Below are 20,802 nucleotides of genomic sequence, written 5' to 3' on the forward strand. Positions count from 1 at the left end.
TATGACTGACAAGGGCGTATCCGCTCTTTCCAACGTGGGATCCGCTCTCCTTCGCAGTCCGGCCGCCGAGCGGCTGGCGAAGGAGGCCCGCGACTACGCGCTGGCCCGTGGCGACGACCTGGTGAGGTCGGCGAGCGAGCGGCTGGAGCAGACCACCCAGCGGCTGGAGGACCACGCCGACAACCCCGGCGCGCTGGGGGTGGGACTGAAGAAGCTGGCCGAGGGCAAGTCACCCTTGCATGCCGGTGCGAGCGCTGCGGTGACCGGGGTGAAGGACAAGGTGAAGTCGCTGTTCGGCAAGGGAAGCAGCGGCAAGCCGAAGATGACCAACATCATCGAGGACATCGACGTCGGCGCCCCGGTGTCGGTGGTCTATGACCAGTGGACGCAGTTCCAGGAGTTCTCCTCGTTCATGAAAGGCGTGGAGAGCATCGACCAGAGGGACGAGGTCGAGAGCAACTGGCGCGGCAAGGTGTGGTGGTCGCACCGGTCCTGGAAGGCGACCGTCACCGAGCAGATTCCCGACCGCAAGATCGCCTGGACGTCTGAAGGTGCCAAGGGCACGACCAAGGGCGTCGTGACCTTCCACCCTCTGGCTGACGACCTCACCAAGGTCCTTCTGGTGTTGGAGTACTACCCCGGCGGCCTCGTGGAGAAGACCGCGAACCTCTGGCGCGCCTTCGGTCGCCGGGTCCGTCTGGATCTCAAGCACTTCCGCCGCTTCGTCTCCATGCGCGGCGAGGCCACAGGCTCCTGGCGTGGCGAGATCGAGGACGGTCAGGTCGTGCGGCAACCCGATGAGGTCGAACAGGACGGGGTTGAGGACACCGACGACCTCGATGACACCGACGACTTCGATGATGACGGGTCGGAGTTCGAGGACTCCTCCGACGACATCGACAGCGACGACGAGGACGACGACCTGGAGGACGAGGACGAGGACGACGAGGACACCGACCTCGACGACGACCTCGATGACGACGACCTGGAGGACGAGTACGACGAGGAGGAGGACGGGGACGACCTCGAGGACGACGACGACTCCGAGGACGACGACTCCGACTCCGAGGACGACGACGAGCCGGAGTTCGAGGACGACGAGGACCCGGCTGAGGACACCTCACCTCGGTCCCGCAACGGCCGGCGCCGGAGTGGCGCGCGGTCGGCACCTCAGGGCCGGAAGGGGTCCCGGCGTGGAGGCTCAGCCGCTCGCTGACCGCTGACGCCGTTCGACCCGGACCGGCCGCGGCGCACGATTCGGCGCTGCGGCCGGTCGGCCTGCCCCACCGACGAGGCCGCGGCGCTCAGGTGCTCGCGGCGTAGAGCATCTCGCGGACGGCTGGCACGGCTTCGCGGTCGGCACGCCACACCAGCCTCAGGGACAGGTGAGGCGTGTCGAGGGGGAGCCGCACGAGCGTGCCCCCGGCGAGTTGGTCGCGGACCGCGAACTCGGGAAGGAGCGAGACTCCGATCCCGCGTTCGGCCCAGGCGCTCATGACGGGGACGCCGCCGGCACGGACCCGCTCGACCCGCGTCCCCAGCAGCCGTTCGCCGGCGAGCCAGAACGAGCACGCGGGCACGTTGACCAGCAGCTTGTGGCCGTCGAGGTCCTCGACGGCCAGGGGCGTTCTGCCTGCGAGTGGATGGCCCGGTGCGGCGACCAGAGCGAGTGGGATCGGTTCCAGATCGAGGAAGCGGAGGGCCGCGGGTGGCAGGCTGAAGCCGAGCTCGCCGAGGTCACCATGGGTGTCGAGGATCAGCGCGGCGTCGAGTTCGTTGCCCGCGACCCGGCGGAGGAGGGCGTCTCTGGCCGCGTCCGCGCTGACCTCCATCCGCAGGTCGGGTCGGCGTTCGGCGAGTCGATCGAGCACCGCGGGTACGTGGGTGGCCGCGATGGTCTCCAGCGCGCCGAGGCGCAGTGCCGGCCGGGTCGCGGCGACCTCCTGCCGAGCCTGGTCGGCCTGGTCGAGGAGCCGGTGCGCCCACTCCACCAGGCGATCCCCCGCGGCGGTGAGACGCATCCCACGCGGACCGCGCTCGAACAGTTCGACGCTCAAGGACCCTTCGAGTGAGCGGATCTGTTCCGACACCGATGACGGTGCGAGGTCGAGTGCGAGCGCGGCGTCAGTGACCGTGCGGTGTGTGACCACCGCCACGAACGTGCGTAGGTGGCGTAGCTCCATCCGACTCCCTTCGACGACGGTACGAACCTCGGGTTCGCGTTCGGATATTCCGAATCCTGCCGGCGGTCCGGCCGGTGGAGGCCCACGGGGGGCGATCGCAGAGTGGACGGCGTTCCCGTCCTCTGGAGAAGATCCTCATGACACCTGCTCTCTCCCTCACCGCGTCCGCACCCCTATCCACCCGCGCGCGGACGCGACGGTTCGCCCTGCTGGGAATCTCCCTCGGCTACTTCATGGTGCTGTTGGACATGACGGTCCTGTCGGTGGCCGAACCGGACCTGGCCCGGTCGCTCGGTAGCTCGATGGCGGGCCTGCAGTGGGCCGTCGCCGGGTACACCGTCGTCTTCGGTGCCCTGCTGCTGTCCGCGGGGGCGGTCGCCGACCGGATCGGAGCGCACCGCGCGTTCCGGGCGGGCATCGTCACCTTCGGTCTCTGCTCGTTGCTCAGCGCGTTCGCTCCTGAGCTGTTGACGCTTGTCGGGCTGCGAGCACTTCTTGGGGCCGCGGCCGCCGCGTGCGTTCCCGCCTCGATGGCCATGATCAGCCGGTTGTACCCGGAGCCGGCGCCGCGCGCCCGGGCCCTCGCCGCGTGGGCGGCGACCAGTGGCGCGGCGCTGGCCGCCGGCCCCGTCATCGGCGGTCTGCTGGTCGACCTCGCGGGCTGGCGGGCGATCTTCGTCGTCAACGTGCCCTTGGCCGTTGTCACACTCGCCTTGACGGCCGGCCACGGCGTCCGCGTACCTCGTGGTGATCGGGTGATCGACTGGCCGGCGCAGGTCGCCGCGTGCGTGACCCTGGGGCTCCTGACCGACGCGCTCATCGCCCTGGGATCCGGATCCATGGCGCACGCCGCCGGGGCGACGGCCGCGGCACTGGCCACCGGTGGCGCGTTCGGTTGGCTGGAAAGACGCGCCACCGCACCGGTCCTGGTGCCCGAGGTGCTGCGAGCGCGGGGAATGCCGGCCGTCCTGGGAGCGGGTGCGGCTGTCAACTTCACCATGGCAGCGGCCCTCTTCGTCCTGCCCCTGCTGTTCCAGCAGACACTGCGTCTGACGCCGATGGAGACGGGCGTGGCCTTCCTGCCGATGACGCTTCCCTTCGCCTTCAACCCGCTCCTCACCGGCCGACTCGTCGCCCGGGCGGGCCCCAGGTGGCCGATCCTCGCGGGCTTGGCCCTGCTGGCGGTCGGCGGCCTGGTCTTCGCCGTCGCGATCCTGTCCGGTGCGTCCTATCCGGCGCTGGTCGGCGGGCTGGTGTGCACCGGGTTCGGGGTTTCGCTCGCGCTCCCGGCACTGGTGACCGCGGTCGTCACCTCGGCGCCGCCCGGCGGGGCGGGAGCCGCGGGCGGCTTGCTCAACGCCGTACGCCAGATCGGCGCGACGATCGGGGTCGCGGCCGTGGGCGCCTTCGCCGCCGTCGGGAAGGTCGACGGCAGTGGAACCGCCTACGCCCTCCTGGTGTGCGCGGGCGTCTGCGTGGCCGCGGCCGTCGTCGTTGGACGCGCAGGAGTGGACCAAAGGTCAGGACGTTGGTCCCTATCGCGAGCTGAGTCCGCGGGTGACGATGTCCATGAGGCCTGTGGAGCAAGCGAGGGAGCCCGAGAGGGCTGAGAGGCCGAGGATCGAGAGATCCAAGGCGACCTCAATTACCTGATCCAGGCAATACTGGCGAAGGGAAATTGTTCTACAGGTCCCTTTGTATGTGCGGGTCCCGCGCGCGGCCGGCGCTTCCGATTGTCGGTTCTCGGCTCGGGGCGGGCGCGCGGTTGACCCGCTCGTCGATTCTCGGGCGAGCGTGGCCTCACGCCAACGAATCGTTGACAGGTTCAGCTGGCCTGGCGTGAACCCTCACCGCGCCCTCGCTCCTTGTCGCCCTTGCCGACGATGTCCGTCGAAACCCGCGCTGTCCGTCATGTGCGCGGCGGCCTCGGATCGACGCTCGCGTTCATGCGATGTGGCGGTGAACTCACATGGGTGCGCCGAAGGGTCGAAAGTTCGGATGGTGCTGCGTAGCGTTATTCGGAGAAGAGACACTCCCGCGGCGGTCGGTCCGCGGCGTCGATGCCGGCCCCAGCGCGATCGTGGAAGAAGGCGCGAGCACATGGCCGACGGACGTAGGCAGGGCGGCGACAACGCGCCCCATCGGTCCCGGCGGCCCGAGCGGTCCAGGACGGCCGAGACGGATCCGATGACGGCCACGCGTACGGCGATGAAGCAGTTGTCGGTGCTGACGAGTTGCCCGGCCGAGGGAGTGTCACGCCTGGAGCGGAACGAGGACGGCTGGCTGATCCAGGTCGAGGTCCTCGAGCTGGAACGGATTCCTGACACGACCAGCATCCTGGCGAGCTACGAGACGCATACGGACGATGCCGGCAATATCACCTCCTATCACCGGCAACGGAGGTACGCGCGGAATCAGGCAGGTGACCTGTGACAGCGAGGCCTGAGTACCGGACGACGGGTATGACACCAGTGTCCCGGTCGACGGATTCGCTCGCCGACATTCTGGAGCGGGTGCTCGACAAGGGTGTGGTCATCGCCGGGGACATCATGGTGAACATCCTCGACATCGAGCTTCTCACCCTCAAGGTGCGCCTGCTCATCGCCTCTGTCGACACCGCGCGCGACATGGGCATCGACTGGTGGACGTCTGATCCGTTCCTGACCGGAAACCGCCAGTCGCAAGGCCAGTTGGAAGCAGAGAACCGCGAACTGAAGGAACGGATCGAGCAGTTGGAACAGCGCATGCAGGCGGCGGGTCTCCCCGCCGGCTCAGACGAACACACGCAGATCGACGCGCCACCCGGCGACCGGGTGCGGAGTCATGAGCGTGAGCGGAGCGGGACGCGGCGATGACGGGCGAGACGTCGGATCTGATCGCGGGCCGTCCCACGTCGGACGAGGTCGCCGTACTGGTCGCGGAGGCCGACGCGCAGGCCCGCTCACTGGTGCGTGACGAGTTGGTCGAGGAGTTCGCGGAGCGCTACCGGAAGATGGTCGCCGAGCGTCTCGCCGCCGAGGAAGAAGGTGAGCGAAGCATCCGTCCCGGTGGGGAGGGCCCGACGGCCGGGTCGTCGAGCACGACGGAGTCGGCACTGCGGTCGTCCACCACACCCTCGAATGCCACACCGTCGTCCACCACGCCGTCGTCCACTACTCCGTCGGCCGAGAGGCCGTCGACGGCGGTGCCCGAGCCCCGGCCGAGCGACAACGCGGCGCACACCGAGACGGCGTGGTACGTGTACGCGGTCGTCCGGGCGTCGGACTGGGAGCGTGCGGGCGCGAAAGCCCCGATTGGCTTGGAGGGACGCCCGATCGAGGTGGTGCCGGCCGACGACCTGGCGGTGGCCACCGCGGAGGTCCCGGTCGCCGGGTTCCGCACCAGCGGCGACGAACCCGACCTGAGCGCGGACGGTTGGTTGCGGGAGGCCGTCCAGGCGCATGAGCGAGTGGTCGAGCGCCTCTGCGCCGCCGGGACCACGCTGCCGTTCCGGTTCGGAGCGCTCTACCCCAGCCGCGGGGACGCCCGCACGATCGTGGTGACGCACGCGCGCGAACTGCGCGCCGAGTTGGACCGGTTGGACGCGGCCGCGGAGTGGGGTGTCAAGGGGCGCGTGACAGAAGCGGAGCCCGAGCGGGAGCGGGAGGAAACTCGGCCGGGAGAGGCCGGCGGCGGTACGAGTTGGATGCTGCGGCGGCGTGAGGAGGCCGCCGCGCGTGAGGAGGCTCGCGAGCTGAACGCGCGGATGGCGAAGGCGTTGGACGACAGTCTGTCCCTGCACGCACGGGAGTCGTTGGTGCGGGCGGCGTCGCGTCCGGAGGACCCGGCGGGGTTGGTGTTCGACGCGGTCTACCTCGTCCCGCATGCCGCCGAGGACGACTTCGACGCCGCGCTGCAGGCCGTGGCCGAGCGGTACGCCGGGGCGGGACTGCGGCTGGAGGTGAGCGGACCGTGGCCGCCGTACCACTTCGTCCAGCTTCCCGAGCAGCCTGGCCCGGTGGCAGATCCGGTGGCGGATCCGGTGGCCCGTGGCCACGAGACCGTGCGGCCGGCGACGTCGTCGTTGCGGACCGGTGAGGCACGTGAGGGAGCGCGGTCATGAGCGAACGACGCCTCGCCCTCGACGATGGTTCGTTGGTCGACGTGCTGGACCGGTTGCTCGACGTCGGTGCCTACGTCGACGGTACGGTGCTGCTCACGCTGGCCGACGTCGATCTCGTCCGGCTCGACCTGCGGCTGTTGCTCGCCTCCGTGGACACGCTCCAGCGTGGAGCCACGCCCGTACCCGATCCGGATGCCGATGGCGGCGCATCCGTGCGGCCGGGCTCACCGGCCAAGGGGCGGACGCGGGTCGGCGGGAGCACGGCGTCCGACTGGGGCGTACCGGCCAACGAAAGCGCACTGGCCGACAGGAGCACCCCGTCCAACAGGAGCACACCGTCCAACAGGAGCACACCGTCCAACGGGAGCACCCCGGCGACCGCGGGCCCGCGGGACGGAGGGGCCAAGCCCGGCACCTCCTCGATGTCATCGGTACGCGCACCTCGGGTCCGAGCCGCGGAGGACCTCCCGAGCGCCGACAGCGAAGGTAAGGACCGGGAGGCTGGAATCGCCGGCCTGGTCGTCGTCCTGGTCGACATCGTCCGGCAGTTGCTCGAGCGGCAGGCGCTTCGGCGCATGAACGCGGGAATGCTGACCGACGAGCAGGTCGAGCGACTCGGACAGGCCCTGATGGGACTGGAACGCCAGGTCGCGGAGCTCACCGACTTCGTGCGGAGCCACCGTCGTCGTGAGCCTTCTGTTCCTTGCCTGGCACGGTTTTCCGGCCCCGAAGGACAACACTCACACAGCTAGGACAACAGGCGGGAAGAAGAGCCGACGATGACAGTCACTCCATACCAGGGCGGGGGCGGGGTCGCACCGCGCTCGCATTCGAGCAGTCTGTACGACGTCCTCGAACTCATCCTCGACAAGGGGCTCGTCATCGATGCCTACATCCGCGTGTCCCTGGTCGGGATCGAGTTGCTCACGATCGACATCCGGATCGTCATCGCGAGCGTGGACACCTACCTTCGCTTCGCTGAGGCCGTGAACCGCGTCGATCTCACCCAGAGCAGGGAGTCCCGGACGCTTCCGGAACTCGTCGGCGACCTGCAGGAGCAGGGAGCCGGTGGCAAGGTGAAGGGTGCGCTGAGCGGCGTCGGGGAGACCTTCAGCGACGCGTTCCAACGCGGACTCGCCGGCGGTGGGCGTGAGTCGGAGCCGGAGGGCGAGGACCGGGTCCCGCGGCCGCGCGGGCGTTCGCGCTGAGTGGGGAGGAGCACGATGGCGAGGCCGACGGAATCGAGCCGTACGCAGAGGGACGTCCCGACGCAGCGTGCCCAGGAGCCCTCCGCGTCGGAGTCAGGAACGGAGGAGCAGGCCGCGCAGGCATCCCTGGCCACCTACGTCTACGGCATCGTGAGCGCAGACCACCCGTGTGTGTTGGAGAATCTCGACGGAGTAGGTGAGCCGGCGAGCGCGCTACGTCGGCTTGACGCCGAGGGTGTGAGCGCGGTCGTGAGCGACGCGCCGCCCGGGCTGCGCGCGAAGCGCCGTGACGTACTCGCGCACCAGCACGTCCTGGAGGAGTTGGGCCGGCAGGGCACGGTGCTGCCGATGCGGTTCGGGGTCGTCGCCCGGGACGAGGACAGCCTGCGGCAGGAGTTGGTCGAGGACAACGATGCGCATCTTGCCGTGCTCGCCGACCTCGCGGGGCGGGCGGAGTTCAACGTCAAGGTGTTCTGCGACGAGGAGATGCTCATCCGCGAGGCGGCTCTGAACGATCCGAGCGTGCAGCGGCTGCGCGAGCACAGCGACACCATCGACGAACGTATCCAGTTGGGCGAGGCGGTCGCCGCCGCGATCGAGGCCCGCGAGTTGGCGATCGAACAGGGCGTGCTCGAAACGCTCGCTCCGCGTTCGACGCGACACGTGCGTGGCCCGCAGGTGAAGGGTGCAGCCGTCAACGCGAGCTTTCTCCTCGACAGCGACGACGCGGAGGAGTTCGTCGCCGCGGTGGAGGAACTCGGCGCCGCCCTGGGCGAGGAGATCCGGATCCAGCGGACCGGGCCGCTGCCGCCGTACAGCTTCGTGTCGGTCCGAGAGGAGGAATGAGAGTCGTGGGACTGGTATCGGGACTGCTCACACTGCCGCTGGCCCCCGCACGTGGGGTCGGCTGGCTCGCCGAGCACGTGGTCGAGGTCGGCGAGCGGGAGTACTACGACCCAGCCCGGATCCGGGCGGAGCTTCAAGCGTTGGCTCGCGCACTGGAAGAAGGCGAGATCACCCCGGAAGAGTTCGACGCCGAAGAGGACAAGCTCCTCGACCGGCTCGAGGAAGCCCAGTGGCGCGTGAGCGTGACCGGGTAGGTGTTTGAGAAGAGGGGGGCACATGAACGACTCGACGAAGATCGCTCTGGCGGTGCTGGGAGGTTATGCCCTCGGCCGGCGGAAGAAGGCCAAGATGGCGCTCCTGTTGGGCTCGGCGCTCGTCGGTAAGCGCCTCGACATGCGCGCCCTCGGCAAGGAAGTGGTCGGCCGGCTGGCCGAGTCGCCCGAGGTCGGCCGGATCGTCGGCGACGTGCGCGGCGAAATGGTGTCGACCGGCCGGGCCGCGGCGATGGCCGTTCTCAGCCGGCCGTTGGAGAACCTCGCCGACCGGCTGGAGGAACGCACCTCGGGGCTGACCGGCGCTCCGTCGAAGGGCCGGCGCGAAGACGAGGACGAGGAAGACGAGTACGAGGAGCGAGCCGAGGACCAGGAGGAAGAAGAAGAGCCGGAGCGCGGACGGGCCGAGGACCAGGAAGAGGACGAGGAAGAAGAGCAGCCCCGGCGTCGGTCCCGGGCCGCCGCTGACCGGGACCGGGGAGACGACTCTGACCGGCGTCGAGCAGCACCGGCGCGCGGACGCCGTTCCGCACCGCCGCGCCAGCGGGAGCGTGACGAGTCCCGTACGCCCTCGAGCACCGGGCGGCGTGGCGCCAGCCGGGGCTGACTCGGCCCTGGCCGACGACTGAGATCGACGCGGCGATCGCCACAACTGGACAAGGGGGGAACGACATGAGTCAGACATCGGGCCGTCGTGCGCGGCCAGAGGCGGTGAACCTTTCCGACATCGGAGATGGCGTCCGCAAGGCGGCATCGAAGAACCCGGCGACCCAGCGGTTGGTCGAGGCGGGCCAGGCCTACGTCTCGGCGAAGGCGGGGCAGATGTTGGGCAGGCTCGGCGGCAAGGTGGGCGAGACGACGAAGGGCCTCGCCGGTGTGGCGAGCGGCGAACAGGGCGCCGGCGACATGCTCGGCCGTACCGTCAAGGATGTCCTCGGCGGAGCCTCTCCCGGCAAGGCGGTCGCCAAGGCCGGGTTGCAGGGAATCACCGACAAGGTGAAGGGCGTGTTCAAGGGCGGTGGCGGTAAGGGCGGCGGCAAGAAGAAGTCGATGAACATCGTCGAGGACCTCGACCTTCCGGTCCCGCTGCGAATGGCGTACAACCACTGGACCCAGTTCGAACGGTTCCCGACCTGGTCCAAGGCCACGCAGAGCGTCGATCTGGACAAGGAGGACCCGACCAAGAGCAACTGGAAGGCGAAGATCGTCTGGTCGAACCGGAACTGGAACGCCACCGTCATCGACCAGATCCCCGACGACCGGATCTCCTGGCGTACGGAGGGTCAGACGGAGGTGAACGGCGTCGTCAGCTTCCATCCGCTCGGCGACGAGCTCACCAAGATGCTCGTCGTGCTGGAGTACGTCCCGCACGGCTTCTTCGAGAAGACCGCGAACCTGTGGCGCTGCCAGGGCCGCCGGGCCCGGCTCGACATCAAGTTCTTCCGCCGGTACGTGACCATGGAGGCCGACCCGGAGGAAGAGGGCTGGCGCGGCGAGATCCGGGACGGTGAACTCGTCCGCGACCACGACGAGGTCGTCCGCGAGGAGGAGGAAGAGGAGCGCGGACGGGCAGCGGAGGAGCGCGAGCCCGAAGAGGAACGCGAGGAGGAACCCGAGGGCGAGTTCGAGGAAGAGGAGAAGCCCGAGGGCGAGGAGGAAGAGGAGCCGCAGGCGGAGGAACCCCGCCGTCGCTCTCGTCCGCCGAGGCAGCGGCGCCCCTCGGAGGCGGGCCGAACCTCCGAGCGTCGAAGGACCGCACGCCGCTGACCGACCGCTGACCGGCCGACTGACCGACATGGGCAGGTGAGCCTCTTCCAACCGCGTGGCGTCCACCCCTCTGGTAGGCAGGAGGGGTCGGCGTACGCGTGGGAGGGGAGAAGAGGCGCATGCGGAGGACTGTCCTCGGGCGGACCGGGCTGGAAGTGTCGAGGATCGCGCTGGGCGGCTACCCGTTCGGCGGTGTGAACAGGGCGAACGGCTGGGATCCGTGGTCGGAGGACGGCCGCAGGACGGCGATCGCGACGATCAACCGTGCCCTGGACCTCGGGATCACCTACATCGACACCGCGCCGAGCTACGGAGCGGGCAACAGCGAGGCGCTCATCGGGCAGGTCATGCAGACCCGTCGGGACGAGTGCGTACTCGCGACCAAGGTCGGCTGGTCGGGCATGGACAAGCAGGCCGTCATCGACAGCGTGTACGAGAGCCTGAAGCGGCTGCGGACCGACCACCTGGACCTCGTGCAGTTCCACGGGGGGATGTACACCGCGCAGGAGTACCACCACATCGTCGACGGCGGACCGCTGGACGGCCTGCGGCGGTTGAAGGAGCAGGGCGACATCGCGTTCATCGGACTGACCGCGGAGGAGCCCTGGACCGCCCGGCAGTTCCTGGATGTTCCTGACATCGACGTCGTCCAGTTGGCGTACAACCTCATCTACCAGGCGGCGGCCCGCCATGTCCTCGAGGACGCCAGGGCCGCGAACGTCGGTGTCGTCACCATGCGGACGATGACCTCCGGCATCTTCCAGCGCGCCGCGCGGCACCTCGCACCCACCTGGCAGGACGCGGCCGACCTGTACGAGGTGTGCCTGAAGTTCGTGCTGTCGGACTCGCGGGTGCACACGGCGATCGTCGGAATGCGCTGGCCTGAGGAGGTCGAGCGGAACGTCGCGCTGGTCGACGGTTTCGATCCCGACTTCGACCTCGCCGAACTGCCGAGGATGACCGCCCACGTCTACCAGGCCGAGGACGCCGACCTTCCCACCTGAGCGCGGACCCGCGACACTCGACGCGCACAATCCGACCCTCCACCTCGCCCCCTCCACCTCGACCCCTCCACCTCGACCCCTCCACCTCGACCCCCGGGAGCGCTCGACCCCATGCCCACCGACGAAGGCCGCCCGTTGGTCGACGCCTACGCACACGTCGGCCTGCCCCGCTTCCAGCACATCGACGACTACCGCTCCGTGATGGCGGCGGACGGGATCGACCAGGCGGTCCTCTGCCTGTTCGACTCCTGTCCTGACGTCGCCGGCGTCCACACGGCCCTGCACCGGTGGCCGGACACCTTCCGCGTCCTCGGGGTGCCGCTGGGCACGGACGATAAGGAGCGGGAGGCCGGCATCGAGGCGCAGTTGGACGCCGGGTTCAGCGGGATCCGGTTCGCCGACTCCGATGTTCTGGAGCGGCCGTGGCTGCTCGACCTCGTGGCCGCTCGCGGTCGGGTCGGCATCGTCTGCGGACGCCCGTCGACACCGGAGATCGCGCGCGAGATGCTGGCGGTCCTCGAACGGCACCCGGGTGCGCACCTCGTCGGCGGCCACTTCGCCGGTGCCGCCGACCCTCGCGTCCTCACCAAACCCGGCCCCGTCGCGGACCTCTTCGCCCAGCCGCGCTTCTCCGTCGTCTTCTCCCGCCACGGCGGCTACCCGGCCGGCGTCATCGGCGAGTGGGCGCGGGCGCTGGTGGCCACGTGCGGCTGGGAACGCCTGCTGTGGGGATCGGAGGCTCCCGTGCTGTTCTGGCGGAACGAGACCGTGGCGACCGCGCTGGCCTGGGTGGACCAGCTGGAGCCCACGGCGGAGGAACGCGCCGCGTTCTTCGGGGGCAACACGCGCCGGCTGTACTTCGGTGAGCCGGTCCACCCGGCGGACCTGCGGATGCCGTTCGACGCCTGGGAGCGGGCCCGGCCGATTCCCGCCGGCGTGTGGGGATCGGGTCTGCCGGTCGAGCAGTCGATCGCCGGGCGCCTGGTGCAGAGCTGGCTGCGGTCAGGTGCGCAGGGGACGTTGGGTGAGTACGCCCAGACCGTCCTCGACCAGGCGCTGCCCGCGCTGGAGAAGTGACCTCCGGCCGGCGAACGCCGGCCGACGGAGTGCACGAGCCGACGGAGTGCACGAGCCGACGGAGTGCGCCGCCGCGGGTCACGCCGCGGCGGCCCCGGTCTGGGTGCGAGGCTCGCCCACCCGCCGGAGCCGGTAGCCGAGCACGGCGGCGCCGAGCGCCGGTCCCCAGAGCGGGAGCGGGAACAGCACCAGGAGGCCGGCGATCCGGGCCAGGTCGCCCATCGCCACGACGGTCAGCAGCAGACCAGGCGTGGCGACGAGGAGGGCACCCGCCACGACCGCCCCGGGGACGACGGCCAGCCGGACGGGTACGTCGCGCCCACCCAGAACGGGCAGCCAGGTCGGGAACCTCTCGCCCCAGCGGGCGATCAGCCCGAGGGTGAGGACGGCGCCGATGATGGCGCCGGTCCCGATCGCGGCGCCCTGCACCCGCGTGGCGAGGGTGTCGTACGCCGGCTCCATGCCCAGCGGCCACGGCGTCAGCCAGCTCAGCCGGACCAGGCCGTACGGCAGTGGACACAGCGCCGCGACGACGGTGACGACCCCGCTCCACCTGGCCGCCGGGTCAGACGTCCCCGCCGGTGCCGCCGCGTCCGCGCGGGCGACCCCGTTCCGTCGTCGGGTCGCCGGGGCCAGGCTCCGCAGGGATCGCGCCGCCGCGAACGCCCACCCCACGGCGGCCGCGGCCATCGCCCAACTCCAGCCGACGCGCGCACCGTAGGTCTCGAAGCCGGTCATCACGTTGTGTTCGAGGGCCAGCAGCGTCGCCGGACTCAGGACGCCCGTGGCGAACCCGACCAGAGTCACCGCGACGAGCGACAAAGCGGCCAGGTAGCCGGTGCGGTGCCGACGCAGGCAGGCGATCACCACCGTGACGACGACGGCGACTGGTCCCACCAACGCGAGGGCGTACCCAAGCGTGGACAGGAGAGCCGCGTCGGCCATCACGAACGCGAAGAAGGCGGTCTCGGTCACGGCTCCGACGGCGACCAGGCGGCGGGCGCTCCGTCCGCGCCGTCCGGACCGTCCGCCGAACGGACCGGACGGACCGAGGCGACCGAGGCGACCGAGGCGATCGAGGCGGGCCCCCGCGACCGACGCCACCAGACCGGTGATCCCGGCCGCGAGCAGCAGCGCGCCGGCGAGATCGTTGCCGATCAGGTGGGTCACCGACACCGTGACCCGGTCCGCCGCCCCGAACGGATAGGTGCCCGGGGCGAGCAGCCACATCACCGCGACGCCCACCGACGCGAACGACACGATCAGCGTCGACACCCACACCGATCCCAGGGCTGATCCCGGGGCTGATCTTCTGGCTAATCCCATGACGTTCATCGAACGCCGCACCCGTCCCCGGCCACATCTCCCGAAATGCTGATCCCACCGGCGGGAGAGCGCCGACCAACCGGTGTGGCCTCGGCCGAAGGGCTGAGCGAACCCCGGTCACGCGCCTCGCCGGCGCCCGCGTCGGGACCCGGCGTACCGCCCGAGGTGTGGCAGGCTGACGGCGAGATGCGGACGTTCGTCGTGGACCTCCGGTTGGCGTTCACCTCGGGTTGCGGGGCGCGATGTCAAGACGACCCTGCCCGCTCCGACTCACAGGTGAAAGGCGCCGAGCGCGCCACCGACATTCGCGAGAGCCGAGGAGTACGACATGAAGTTCCTGCTGATCATGCACATGAACCCGCAGGTATGGGACACCCTGACCGAGGAGGAGCGCAACGAGGTGATGACCGGTCACGGTGCGTTCATGGAAGCCGTGAAGGCGTCCGGGGAGATGATCAGCACGGCCGCGCTGGCCGACCCGTCGGAGAGCGCCGTGGTGCGGGTGCGGGGCGGCCTCCCGGCGGTGACCGACGGGCCCTACCTCGAGGCCAAGGAGTACTTCGGCGGCTACTACCTGGTCGAGTGCGAGGGTCGTGAGCGCGCGCTGGAGCTGGCCGCGATGATCCCGGACGCCAAGGTCGAGGGGCTCGGCATCGAGGTACGCCAGGTGGTCTTCGCGGCCGACGCGGAGGACTGAGCGGGAGGTCCTGACCATGAAGTTCCTCCTGAACGTCTACCAGAGGCCGTCGATGGTGGTGTCCCCGCCCGAGGACGAACGCGACGAACTGCTCGACCACGAGGAGTTCGTCACCATGGTCACGGAGTCCGGCGAACTCGTCGGCGTCGAGGCGATCGCCGACCCGTCGACCGGCGCGGTCGTCCGGGTCCGCGGCGGCGTCCCGACGGTGACCGACGGGCCCTACCTCCAGGCCGAGGACTTCGTCGCCGGCTACTACGTGGTCGACTGCGAGAGCCGGGAACGCGCGGTCGAGCTCGCGGCGCTGGCGCCGGGCGCGCGGTTCCTCGGTGTCGAGGTCCGACCACTGATGGGCTCCGCAGGGATGGAGATGTGAGTACGACGCACCACCTAGGGGACCTGCTGCGCGAGCTCGCGCCGCAGGTCCTCGGCGTTCTGCTGCGTCGCCACGGCGGGTTCGACTCCTGCGAGGACGCCGTGCAGGAGGCGTTGCTCGCGGCCGCGACCCAGTGGCCGGCGGACGGCGTTCCGGACAAACCGCGGGCGTGGCTGATCACCGTCGCGTCCCGCCGCCTGGTCGACCAGGTCCGCAGCGAGCAGGCACGGCGCCGGAGGGAGGTCACCGCGGCCGTCCGGGAGGCGCCGGACGCCGACCTCGCGCCCGGACCCGACGACGGAGGCCCGGGTGAGCGCGACGACACCCTGAAGCTGCTGTTCCTGTGCTGCCATCCCGCTCTCACGCCGGCCTCGCAGGTGGCCCTCACCCTGCGCGCCGTCGGCGGGCTCACCACGGCCGAGATCGCGCAGGCGTTCCTCGTTCCCGAGGCCACCATGGCGCCGCGGATCAGTCGGGCGAAGCAGAAGATCCGGGCCGAGGGCGCGTCGTTTCGGATGCCCACCTGGCCGGAGTGGCCCGACCGGTTGGCCGCCGTCCTGCAGGTGCTGTACCTGATCTTCAACGAGGGCTACACCGCGAGCTCCGGACCGGACCTCCACCGCCAGGAGCTCACCGGCGAGGCGATCCGGCTCACCCGGATGGTCCAGCTGGCCCTGCCCGACGATGGCGAGGTGGCGGGGCTGCTGGCGCTGATGCTGCTGACCGACGCCCGCCGGCCCGCGCGGACCGCACCGGACGGCGCCCTCGTCCCGCTCGCGGAACAGGATCGGAGCAGGTGGGACGCCGCCGCGATCGCGACGGGAACGGCACTCGTCACCGACGCCATGGCCCGTTCGCCGCTGGGTCCCTACCAGCTCCAGGCCGCGATCGCCGCGTTGCACGTCCAGGCGCCGCGGGCACAGGACACCGACTGGGAGCAGATCCGCGTCCTCTACCAGATCCTCAGCCGGATCGCGCCGAACCCGATGGTCACGCTGAACCACGCGGTCGCGGTGGCGATGAGCAAGGGGCCGCGGGCCGGTCTCGACCTCCTGTCCGAGGTGGAGCGGGACGACCGGATGGCGCGGCACCACCGCCTGTACGCCGTACGGGGACATCTGCTGGAGTTGGCCGGCGACGACGCGGGCGCCCGGGAGAGCTTCCTGCTCGCGGCCCGGCGTACGACCAGCCTTCCCGAGCAGCGGTACCTCATGGGTCGGGCGGCCCGGCTCGGCGAAGTTCCGGGACATCCGTCGCCTCCGGGGGAAGGACCCTAGGAACGGGCCAGGAGTGGCGCGCTCCAAGGCGTGTCGCGGAGGCGAGCAGGGGGAGGCCAATGTCCGACGAAGCGGATGCGGTTGTCGTGGGTTCCGGCATCAACGGCCTCGTCGCGGCGGTGGAACTCGCCCGGGCCGGCTGGTCGGTCGTCCTGGTCGAACGCAACCAGGAGATCGGAGGGTTTCATCGCCACGGAGGAACGCACCCGCCCCGGCTACCTGCACGACACCTACTCCTCCTGGCAGCCGCTGTTCGTCTCCGGCGCCGCCTACGCGAGCCTCGGCGAGCAGTTGCACCGGCACGGTCTCGAGTACCGCAACGCCGAGGAGTGGGCGACCGCGAGCGTGGCCGCCGACGGCCGGACGACCCTGTTCCATCGGGACCCCGAACGCACCGCCGCGGCGTTCGAGCACTCCGCGGACCGGTCGACCTACCTCGCCGCGCTGGCCTTTCTGGGAGAGAACTTCGGGTCGATCGGTGGGCTCATGGGCAGTGAGCTCCGCTCGCCCGCGCTCGTTCGCTACGCCGCCGGGTTGGTCCGGACGGGCGGTCGGCACGGCGCCGAGCGGTTGTTGCGCTCGATGGCGACGAGCGGCCGCGGATACACCCGGCGGGAGTACCGCGGCGACGAGGTGGATCACCTCCTCGTGCCCTGGCTGCTGCACGCCGGGCTGTCTCCGGACCACGCGTCCGGCGGGCTGATGATTCCGCTGCTGGCGGCGACGTTGCACAGCTTCGGGGTTCCGGTGGTCGTGGGCGGTGCCGGTCAGTTCGTCGCTGCGTTCCGGGCGCTGCTGGACTCGGTCGGCGTGCAGGTGGAGACCGGGACGCGGGTGGAACGCATCCTGGTCGAGGACGGCCGTGCGACCGGCGTACTCGCCGACGGCAAGGTGATCCGAGCGCGCCGCGCCGTCGTCGCCTCCGTCACGCCCACCGCGCTCTACGACGACCTGCTCCCGCACGGGACGGTGGCGACGGCGATCGTCGAGGAGGCTCGGCGGTTTCGGTACGGCCGGGCGGCGATGCAGATCCACGTCGCGCTGTCGGGTCCGATCGGCTGGCGGGACGTGCGCCTGCGCATGATTCCGCTCGTCCATCTGTCCGACGGCTCCGGCAGCACCGGTATCGCCTGCGCGGAGGCCGAGGCGGGGCTGCTGCCGAGGCGGCCGACGGTGGTGGTCGGGCAGCAGTACGTGCTGGACCCGAGCCGGGTGCCCCCCGGCGCGGCCGCCCTCTGGCTACAACTCCAGGAGGTGCCGTACGCGCCGCGCGGTGACGCCGCCGGTGAGCTCGACACCACGTCCGGCTGGACTTCAGCGCTCGCCCAGGGCTACGCCGAGCGGGTGTTGAACCAGATCGCCGAGCACGCACCCGATCTGCACGACCGGACCCTCGCGGTCGACGTCATCACGCCCACCGATCTCGCGGCGTACAACCCGAACGCGGTCGACGGTGATCCGTACGGCGGTTCGGCGGAACTGGACCAGAGCTATCTGTGGCGTCCGTTGCCCTCGTCGGGCCGCCATGTGACGCCGGTGAGCGGGCTCTGGCAGATCGGTGCCTCGACCCATCCTGGAGCGGGGCTCAATGGAGGTTCCGGACACATCGTCGCGAAGGCGCTCACGGAGCCGGGACGGTTCGCCCGACTGTCGCAGCAGCTTTCCGAGCGGATGCCCCGGCGTACGTCGATTCCGTCCTGAGCCGGCTGCGCTCCCGCCTGGGCGAGCAGGCTTGCGGCGGCGGTCCCTCGCCGCTAGCTCGATAGCCTGATATCTTGATATCCATGCCCGGAGGAACGAAGAACATCCTGCTCCGCCTTGATCCAGAGTTGGCGGAGCGCCTGCAGACGGTGGCCGAGGTCGAGGGTCGCTCGGTCTCCGACGTCGCCCGGGAGGCGATCGCGGCCCTGGTCGAGCAGCGAAGATCCGACAAGCACTTCGCCGGCCTGCTCGAGGAGAACATCGCCAGACACGAGCGGGCGTTGCGGTTCCTGCGGGAGGACGACGAATCGTGATCCTGCTGGAGTTGCCTGACGTGCTCGCGGTGGCGGCCCGCGTCATCGGCTGCGATTCCGGCCAGATCGTGGAGACCACCGACCTCGACGACGTTGAGTTGACGCTCACCGAGGCAGTGACCGCGGCGGAGATCGGGGACATCGCCCACGTCGCGGCGGAGTTGCTGGGGGGACTGGTGCGGCGAAAGCCGTTCCGTGGTCCCAACCGCCGCATCGCCCTGACCGTGACGTTGCAGCTCCTCGCTCTGAACGACCTCGATCTCGACCTGGATCCGGTCGAGGGCATCAACCTCGTTCTCGACAGCGTGGCCGAGGGAGCGCAGCCGTCGATGCTGGCCACGCATGTCCGGATCCGACTGCAGCCACTACGCAAGGAACGAAAGCGGCAGAAGAAGCCATCAGGTCTTGCCGCACTCATGTCCGCGGCACACAGAGGGGAGCGGCATCACATGTTCGAGAGATTCACCGACCGCGCCAGGTCGACTGTCGTCCTGGCCCAGGAAGAGGCCCGGCTGCTCAGCCACAACTACATCGGCACCGAGCATGTTCTCCTCGGTCTTCTCCGTGAGCAGGAAGGCCTTGCGGCCAGGGCACTGGAGAGTGTCGGCATCTCGCTGGAGGCGGTCCGCACGCAGGTGTTGGAGATCATCGGTGAGGGTGCACAGGCGCCCGTTGGGCACATTCCGTTCACCCCCAGGGCCAAGAAGGTCCTCGACCTTTCGTTGCGGGAGGCCGTGCAGCTCAAGTGCGACTACGTCGGCACCGAACACATCCTCCTCGGCATTGTCCGCGAGGGTGAGGGTGTGGCGGCGCAGGTGCTGTTCAAACTGGGTGCCGACCTCAACACCGTGCGCCAACGAGTCGTGACGATGGAGCCGGAGTCCGGACAGCCGCGCGACGTGGAAACCACCGGTCGGCGCGTCAATCTCCTGCGGGAGATCAAGACACTCTTCGACGAGAACGACCGGCTGCGTGCGGAGACAGAGGGGGCAGCCGCGGAGATCAAGCGACTTCGTGCCTTGCTCGTTCGACACGGCATCGACCCGGAGAGCTGAAGGGTCCGTCCTGGCACGCGGGCTGTGCTGGTCGAGGCGAACCTGACGACCGACCCGCCCGCCCGCAGGCGTTGCTTGCGCGCGTACGGAGCGGGCGTGGTCGGCCGGCCGCAGAGCCTCGCGCGGGGATGCTCTAGGCGGCAGTCTCTGCGGCTGGGCTGTTCAGCGGCGGAGGGGGTGTCGGGTGGGGTCGGTCCACGGGGGTGGGATGTATTCGGGGTGGCCGTGGTCACCCATCCGCACCTGCCAGTTGTCGTGGTGGATCAGGTGGTGGTGGGTGGGGCACAGGAGTACCCCGTTTCCTATGTCTGTGGGTCCTCCGTCTGCCCAGTGGATGAGGTGATGGGCGTGGCACCACTTCTCCGGTGTTTGGCAGTCGGGGAAGTTGCAGTGGTGTCCGTCGCGTTCTCCGAGGGCGTGGCGTTGGTTGCTGGTGAAGAGTCGTGTTGTGGTGCCGAGGTCGAGGATGGCTCCGTCGCTGCCTAACACGGCGGGGAGGATTTCGGCGTCGCAGGTCAGCATGCGTAGCCATCGTGCGGAGACCGGGATCCCGTCGGGGACTTTCCCGAACGTCCCGACCTTCGGACCGCTGCCATCCGCGCCGCCGTTCTCACGATCGGAACAGCCGCCCACGTTCTCTCCGCACCCGGTAGGGCTGTCCTCGCAGCAGCCGGCGGGGCTGGTGGGGTTGAGGGTTGCGGTGGCTTGGAGGGTGGTGTGGATGACGCCGTGCCCGTACAGGTCACGCAGGTATTGGAAGGGGATCGTCGCGGTGATCCGCGGCCTGGTCCCACCCCGGGTGGGAGCGTTCCCGGCGGCCTGGGCGAGGCCGATCCATTCGATGGCGGCGTCGGCGAGGCGGCGGTCGTAGGGGCGGGTGTCCCTGCCGTGCGGGCCGGGGCGGGGTTTGGCGAGGGCGTCGAGCATGCCGTGGAGCTGGGTCATGTAGGCGCGTTCGAACCGCATGGTGACGGTGCCGACACCTGGTCCGGCGGTGCCGAAGTAGACGGACCTGGTCGCCGCGGCCTTCCGCTCTTCCCGTGCCAACTGTTCACCGATCCGCCTGTTCGCGTCGGCGGGAGCGACCACCTGGTACAGGCGGTCCCCGAGTGCCCGCAGCTCTTGGGGGTCGAAAGTCTGTGCCTGCTCCACCAACGCGGCCTCGCCCTGGGCCTTCACCTCGGGGTCGATGTCGGCGGGGAGTTTCCCCATCGCGAGATGGATCTCCTGCGCGTGCCGCAACGAGACTCTTCCCTCAGCCAGTGCCTTCTTCGTGGTGTGCAGGGTGGTGTCGAGGGCTTTGGCCAGCTTCACCGCGCCGCCGGCTTCGGCGCGGCTCATCCGGGTCTGCTGCCGGACCCATACCGCGGTGCTCGCCGCAGCGGTGGCGGCGTGCACCGCATTCACGTCGGCCTGTCGCGCCAGGTCCAGGATCAGGGCGTCCAGACGCGCCCGCTCCTTTGTGAGCGCGGCGAGTATCGGGCCCAACTCGGCATCCGGGAGCGACCACACGGGACACGACGCCACCCCATCGAGGGAGTCGCGGACACCATCGACCACCGCACCAAGCGGATGGGTGGAGGTGTCGGTGTCCATG

The 20,802-nt window shown here is 70.0% G+C and carries 23 protein-coding genes; 20 read left to right on the plus strand and 3 right to left on the minus strand.

The features are described from left to right. Position 1: 1 nt before the first annotated feature. A complete protein-coding gene (locus tag HEB94_RS19095) occupies positions 2-1,216 on the plus strand; it encodes an SRPBCC family protein (RefSeq protein WP_192751152.1) in 1,215 nt (404 codons plus the stop codon). A gap of 88 nt (positions 1,217-1,304) precedes the next feature. Here the strand turns inward: HEB94_RS19095 and HEB94_RS19100 are convergent, their stop codons facing one another. Further along, positions 1,305-2,183: a LysR family transcriptional regulator gene (locus HEB94_RS19100; RefSeq protein ID WP_192751153.1), complete on the minus strand. Its 879-nt coding sequence runs from the start codon at positions 2,181-2,183 to the stop codon at positions 1,305-1,307. Between the two features lie 137 nt (positions 2,184-2,320). On the opposite strand from HEB94_RS19100, the gene HEB94_RS19105 reads away from it, so the two are divergent. The 12 genes from HEB94_RS19105 to HEB94_RS19160 all read left to right on the plus strand — a co-directional run bounded on the left by HEB94_RS19105 (position 2,321) and on the right by HEB94_RS19160 (position 12,459). Next, entirely contained in the window at positions 2,321-3,793 is a 1,473-nt protein-coding gene (locus HEB94_RS19105) for an MFS transporter (RefSeq protein ID WP_192751154.1), read from the plus strand. A 490-nt stretch (positions 3,794-4,283) separates the two neighbouring features. After that, complete coding sequence (locus tag HEB94_RS19110) at positions 4,284-4,616, plus strand: gas vesicle protein GvpO (protein WP_192751155.1); 333 nt, start codon at positions 4,284-4,286, stop codon at positions 4,614-4,616. Positions 4,617-4,645: 29 nt separating this feature from the next. Then, the gene (locus HEB94_RS19115; RefSeq protein WP_192751156.1) at positions 4,646-5,038 is read left to right on the plus strand and encodes a gas vesicle protein; all 393 of its coding nucleotides are present in this window, start codon (positions 4,646-4,648) and stop codon (positions 5,036-5,038) included. Next, on the plus strand, positions 5,035-6,285 hold the full coding sequence (locus HEB94_RS19120; RefSeq protein WP_192751157.1) for a GvpL/GvpF family gas vesicle protein: 1,251 nt from the start codon (positions 5,035-5,037) through the stop codon (positions 6,283-6,285). Before HEB94_RS19115 ends, HEB94_RS19120 begins: the two co-directional genes overlap by 4 nt. Next, a complete protein-coding gene (gene gvpJ / locus HEB94_RS19125; protein ID WP_192751158.1) occupies positions 6,282-7,037 on the plus strand; it encodes a gas vesicle protein GvpJ in 756 nt (251 codons plus the stop codon). Before HEB94_RS19120 ends, gvpJ begins: the two co-directional genes overlap by 4 nt. Before the next feature lie 27 nt (positions 7,038-7,064). Further along, entirely contained in the window at positions 7,065-7,493 is a 429-nt protein-coding gene (locus HEB94_RS19130; RefSeq protein WP_192751159.1) for a gas vesicle structural protein GvpA, read from the plus strand. 15 nt (positions 7,494-7,508) lie between these two features. Further along, complete coding sequence (locus tag HEB94_RS19135) at positions 7,509-8,339, plus strand: GvpL/GvpF family gas vesicle protein (RefSeq protein WP_192751160.1); 831 nt, start codon at positions 7,509-7,511, stop codon at positions 8,337-8,339. Between the two features lie 5 nt (positions 8,340-8,344). Further along, complete coding sequence (locus HEB94_RS19140; protein WP_192751161.1) at positions 8,345-8,593, plus strand: gas vesicle protein GvpG; 249 nt, start codon at positions 8,345-8,347, stop codon at positions 8,591-8,593. Positions 8,594-8,615: 22 nt separating this feature from the next. Continuing rightward, a complete protein-coding gene (locus HEB94_RS19145) occupies positions 8,616-9,218 on the plus strand; it encodes a hypothetical protein (protein WP_192751162.1) in 603 nt (200 codons plus the stop codon). A 65-nt stretch (positions 9,219-9,283) separates the two neighbouring features. Further along, on the plus strand, positions 9,284-10,378 hold the full coding sequence (locus HEB94_RS19150; protein WP_192751163.1) for an SRPBCC family protein: 1,095 nt from the start codon (positions 9,284-9,286) through the stop codon (positions 10,376-10,378). A gap of 119 nt (positions 10,379-10,497) precedes the next feature. Beyond that, entirely contained in the window at positions 10,498-11,382 is an 885-nt protein-coding gene (locus tag HEB94_RS19155) for an aldo/keto reductase (protein WP_192751164.1), read from the plus strand. A gap of 111 nt (positions 11,383-11,493) precedes the next feature. Beyond that, positions 11,494-12,459: an amidohydrolase family protein gene (locus HEB94_RS19160; RefSeq protein ID WP_192751165.1), complete on the plus strand. Its 966-nt coding sequence runs from the start codon at positions 11,494-11,496 to the stop codon at positions 12,457-12,459. A 78-nt stretch (positions 12,460-12,537) separates the two neighbouring features. Here the strand turns inward: HEB94_RS19160 and HEB94_RS19165 are convergent, their stop codons facing one another. Further along, positions 12,538-13,734, minus strand: a complete 1,197-nt coding sequence (locus tag HEB94_RS19165; RefSeq protein WP_192751166.1) for a hypothetical protein — start codon at positions 13,732-13,734, stop codon at positions 12,538-12,540. A gap of 379 nt (positions 13,735-14,113) precedes the next feature. Here HEB94_RS19165 and HEB94_RS19170 point away from each other — a divergent pair, with 379 nt between their 5' ends. From HEB94_RS19170 to HEB94_RS19195, 7 genes are all read left to right on the plus strand, one after another. Continuing rightward, positions 14,114-14,482, plus strand: coding sequence for a YciI family protein (locus HEB94_RS19170; protein ID WP_192751167.1), 369 nt, complete (start codon positions 14,114-14,116; stop codon positions 14,480-14,482). A 16-nt stretch (positions 14,483-14,498) separates the two neighbouring features. After that, the gene (locus tag HEB94_RS19175) at positions 14,499-14,858 is read left to right on the plus strand and encodes a YciI family protein (protein ID WP_192751168.1); all 360 of its coding nucleotides are present in this window, start codon (positions 14,499-14,501) and stop codon (positions 14,856-14,858) included. Then, positions 14,855-16,135, plus strand: coding sequence for a sigma-70 family RNA polymerase sigma factor (locus tag HEB94_RS19180; RefSeq protein WP_192751169.1), 1,281 nt, complete (start codon positions 14,855-14,857; stop codon positions 16,133-16,135). The genes HEB94_RS19175 and HEB94_RS19180 overlap by 4 nt, the downstream gene beginning before the upstream one ends. Positions 16,136-16,194: 59 nt before the next feature. Next, complete coding sequence (locus HEB94_RS49360) at positions 16,195-16,632, plus strand: FAD-dependent oxidoreductase (protein WP_202896432.1); 438 nt, start codon at positions 16,195-16,197, stop codon at positions 16,630-16,632. Continuing rightward, positions 16,589-17,836: a phytoene desaturase family protein gene (locus HEB94_RS19185; RefSeq protein WP_337918536.1), complete on the plus strand. Its 1,248-nt coding sequence runs from the start codon at positions 16,589-16,591 to the stop codon at positions 17,834-17,836. Before HEB94_RS49360 ends, HEB94_RS19185 begins: the two co-directional genes overlap by 44 nt. 83 nt (positions 17,837-17,919) lie before the next feature. Continuing rightward, positions 17,920-18,150 (plus strand): CopG family ribbon-helix-helix protein, encoded by a 231-nt coding sequence (locus HEB94_RS19190; RefSeq protein WP_192751170.1) that lies wholly within the window; start codon positions 17,920-17,922, stop codon positions 18,148-18,150. A gap of 449 nt (positions 18,151-18,599) precedes the next feature. Beyond that, positions 18,600-19,205: a Clp protease N-terminal domain-containing protein gene (locus HEB94_RS19195; RefSeq protein WP_202897271.1), complete on the plus strand. Its 606-nt coding sequence runs from the start codon at positions 18,600-18,602 to the stop codon at positions 19,203-19,205. Between the two features lie 162 nt (positions 19,206-19,367). On the opposite strand, the gene HEB94_RS19200 is transcribed toward HEB94_RS19195, so the two are convergent. Next, positions 19,368-20,801 (minus strand): HNH endonuclease signature motif containing protein, encoded by a 1,434-nt coding sequence (locus tag HEB94_RS19200; RefSeq protein WP_192751171.1) that lies wholly within the window; start codon positions 20,799-20,801, stop codon positions 19,368-19,370. Position 20,802: the final 1 nt, after the last annotated feature.

Source organism: Actinopolymorpha pittospori (genome assembly GCF_014873875.1).
GTDB classification, from domain to species: Bacteria; Actinomycetota; Actinomycetes; order Propionibacteriales; family Actinopolymorphaceae; genus Actinopolymorpha; species Actinopolymorpha pittospori.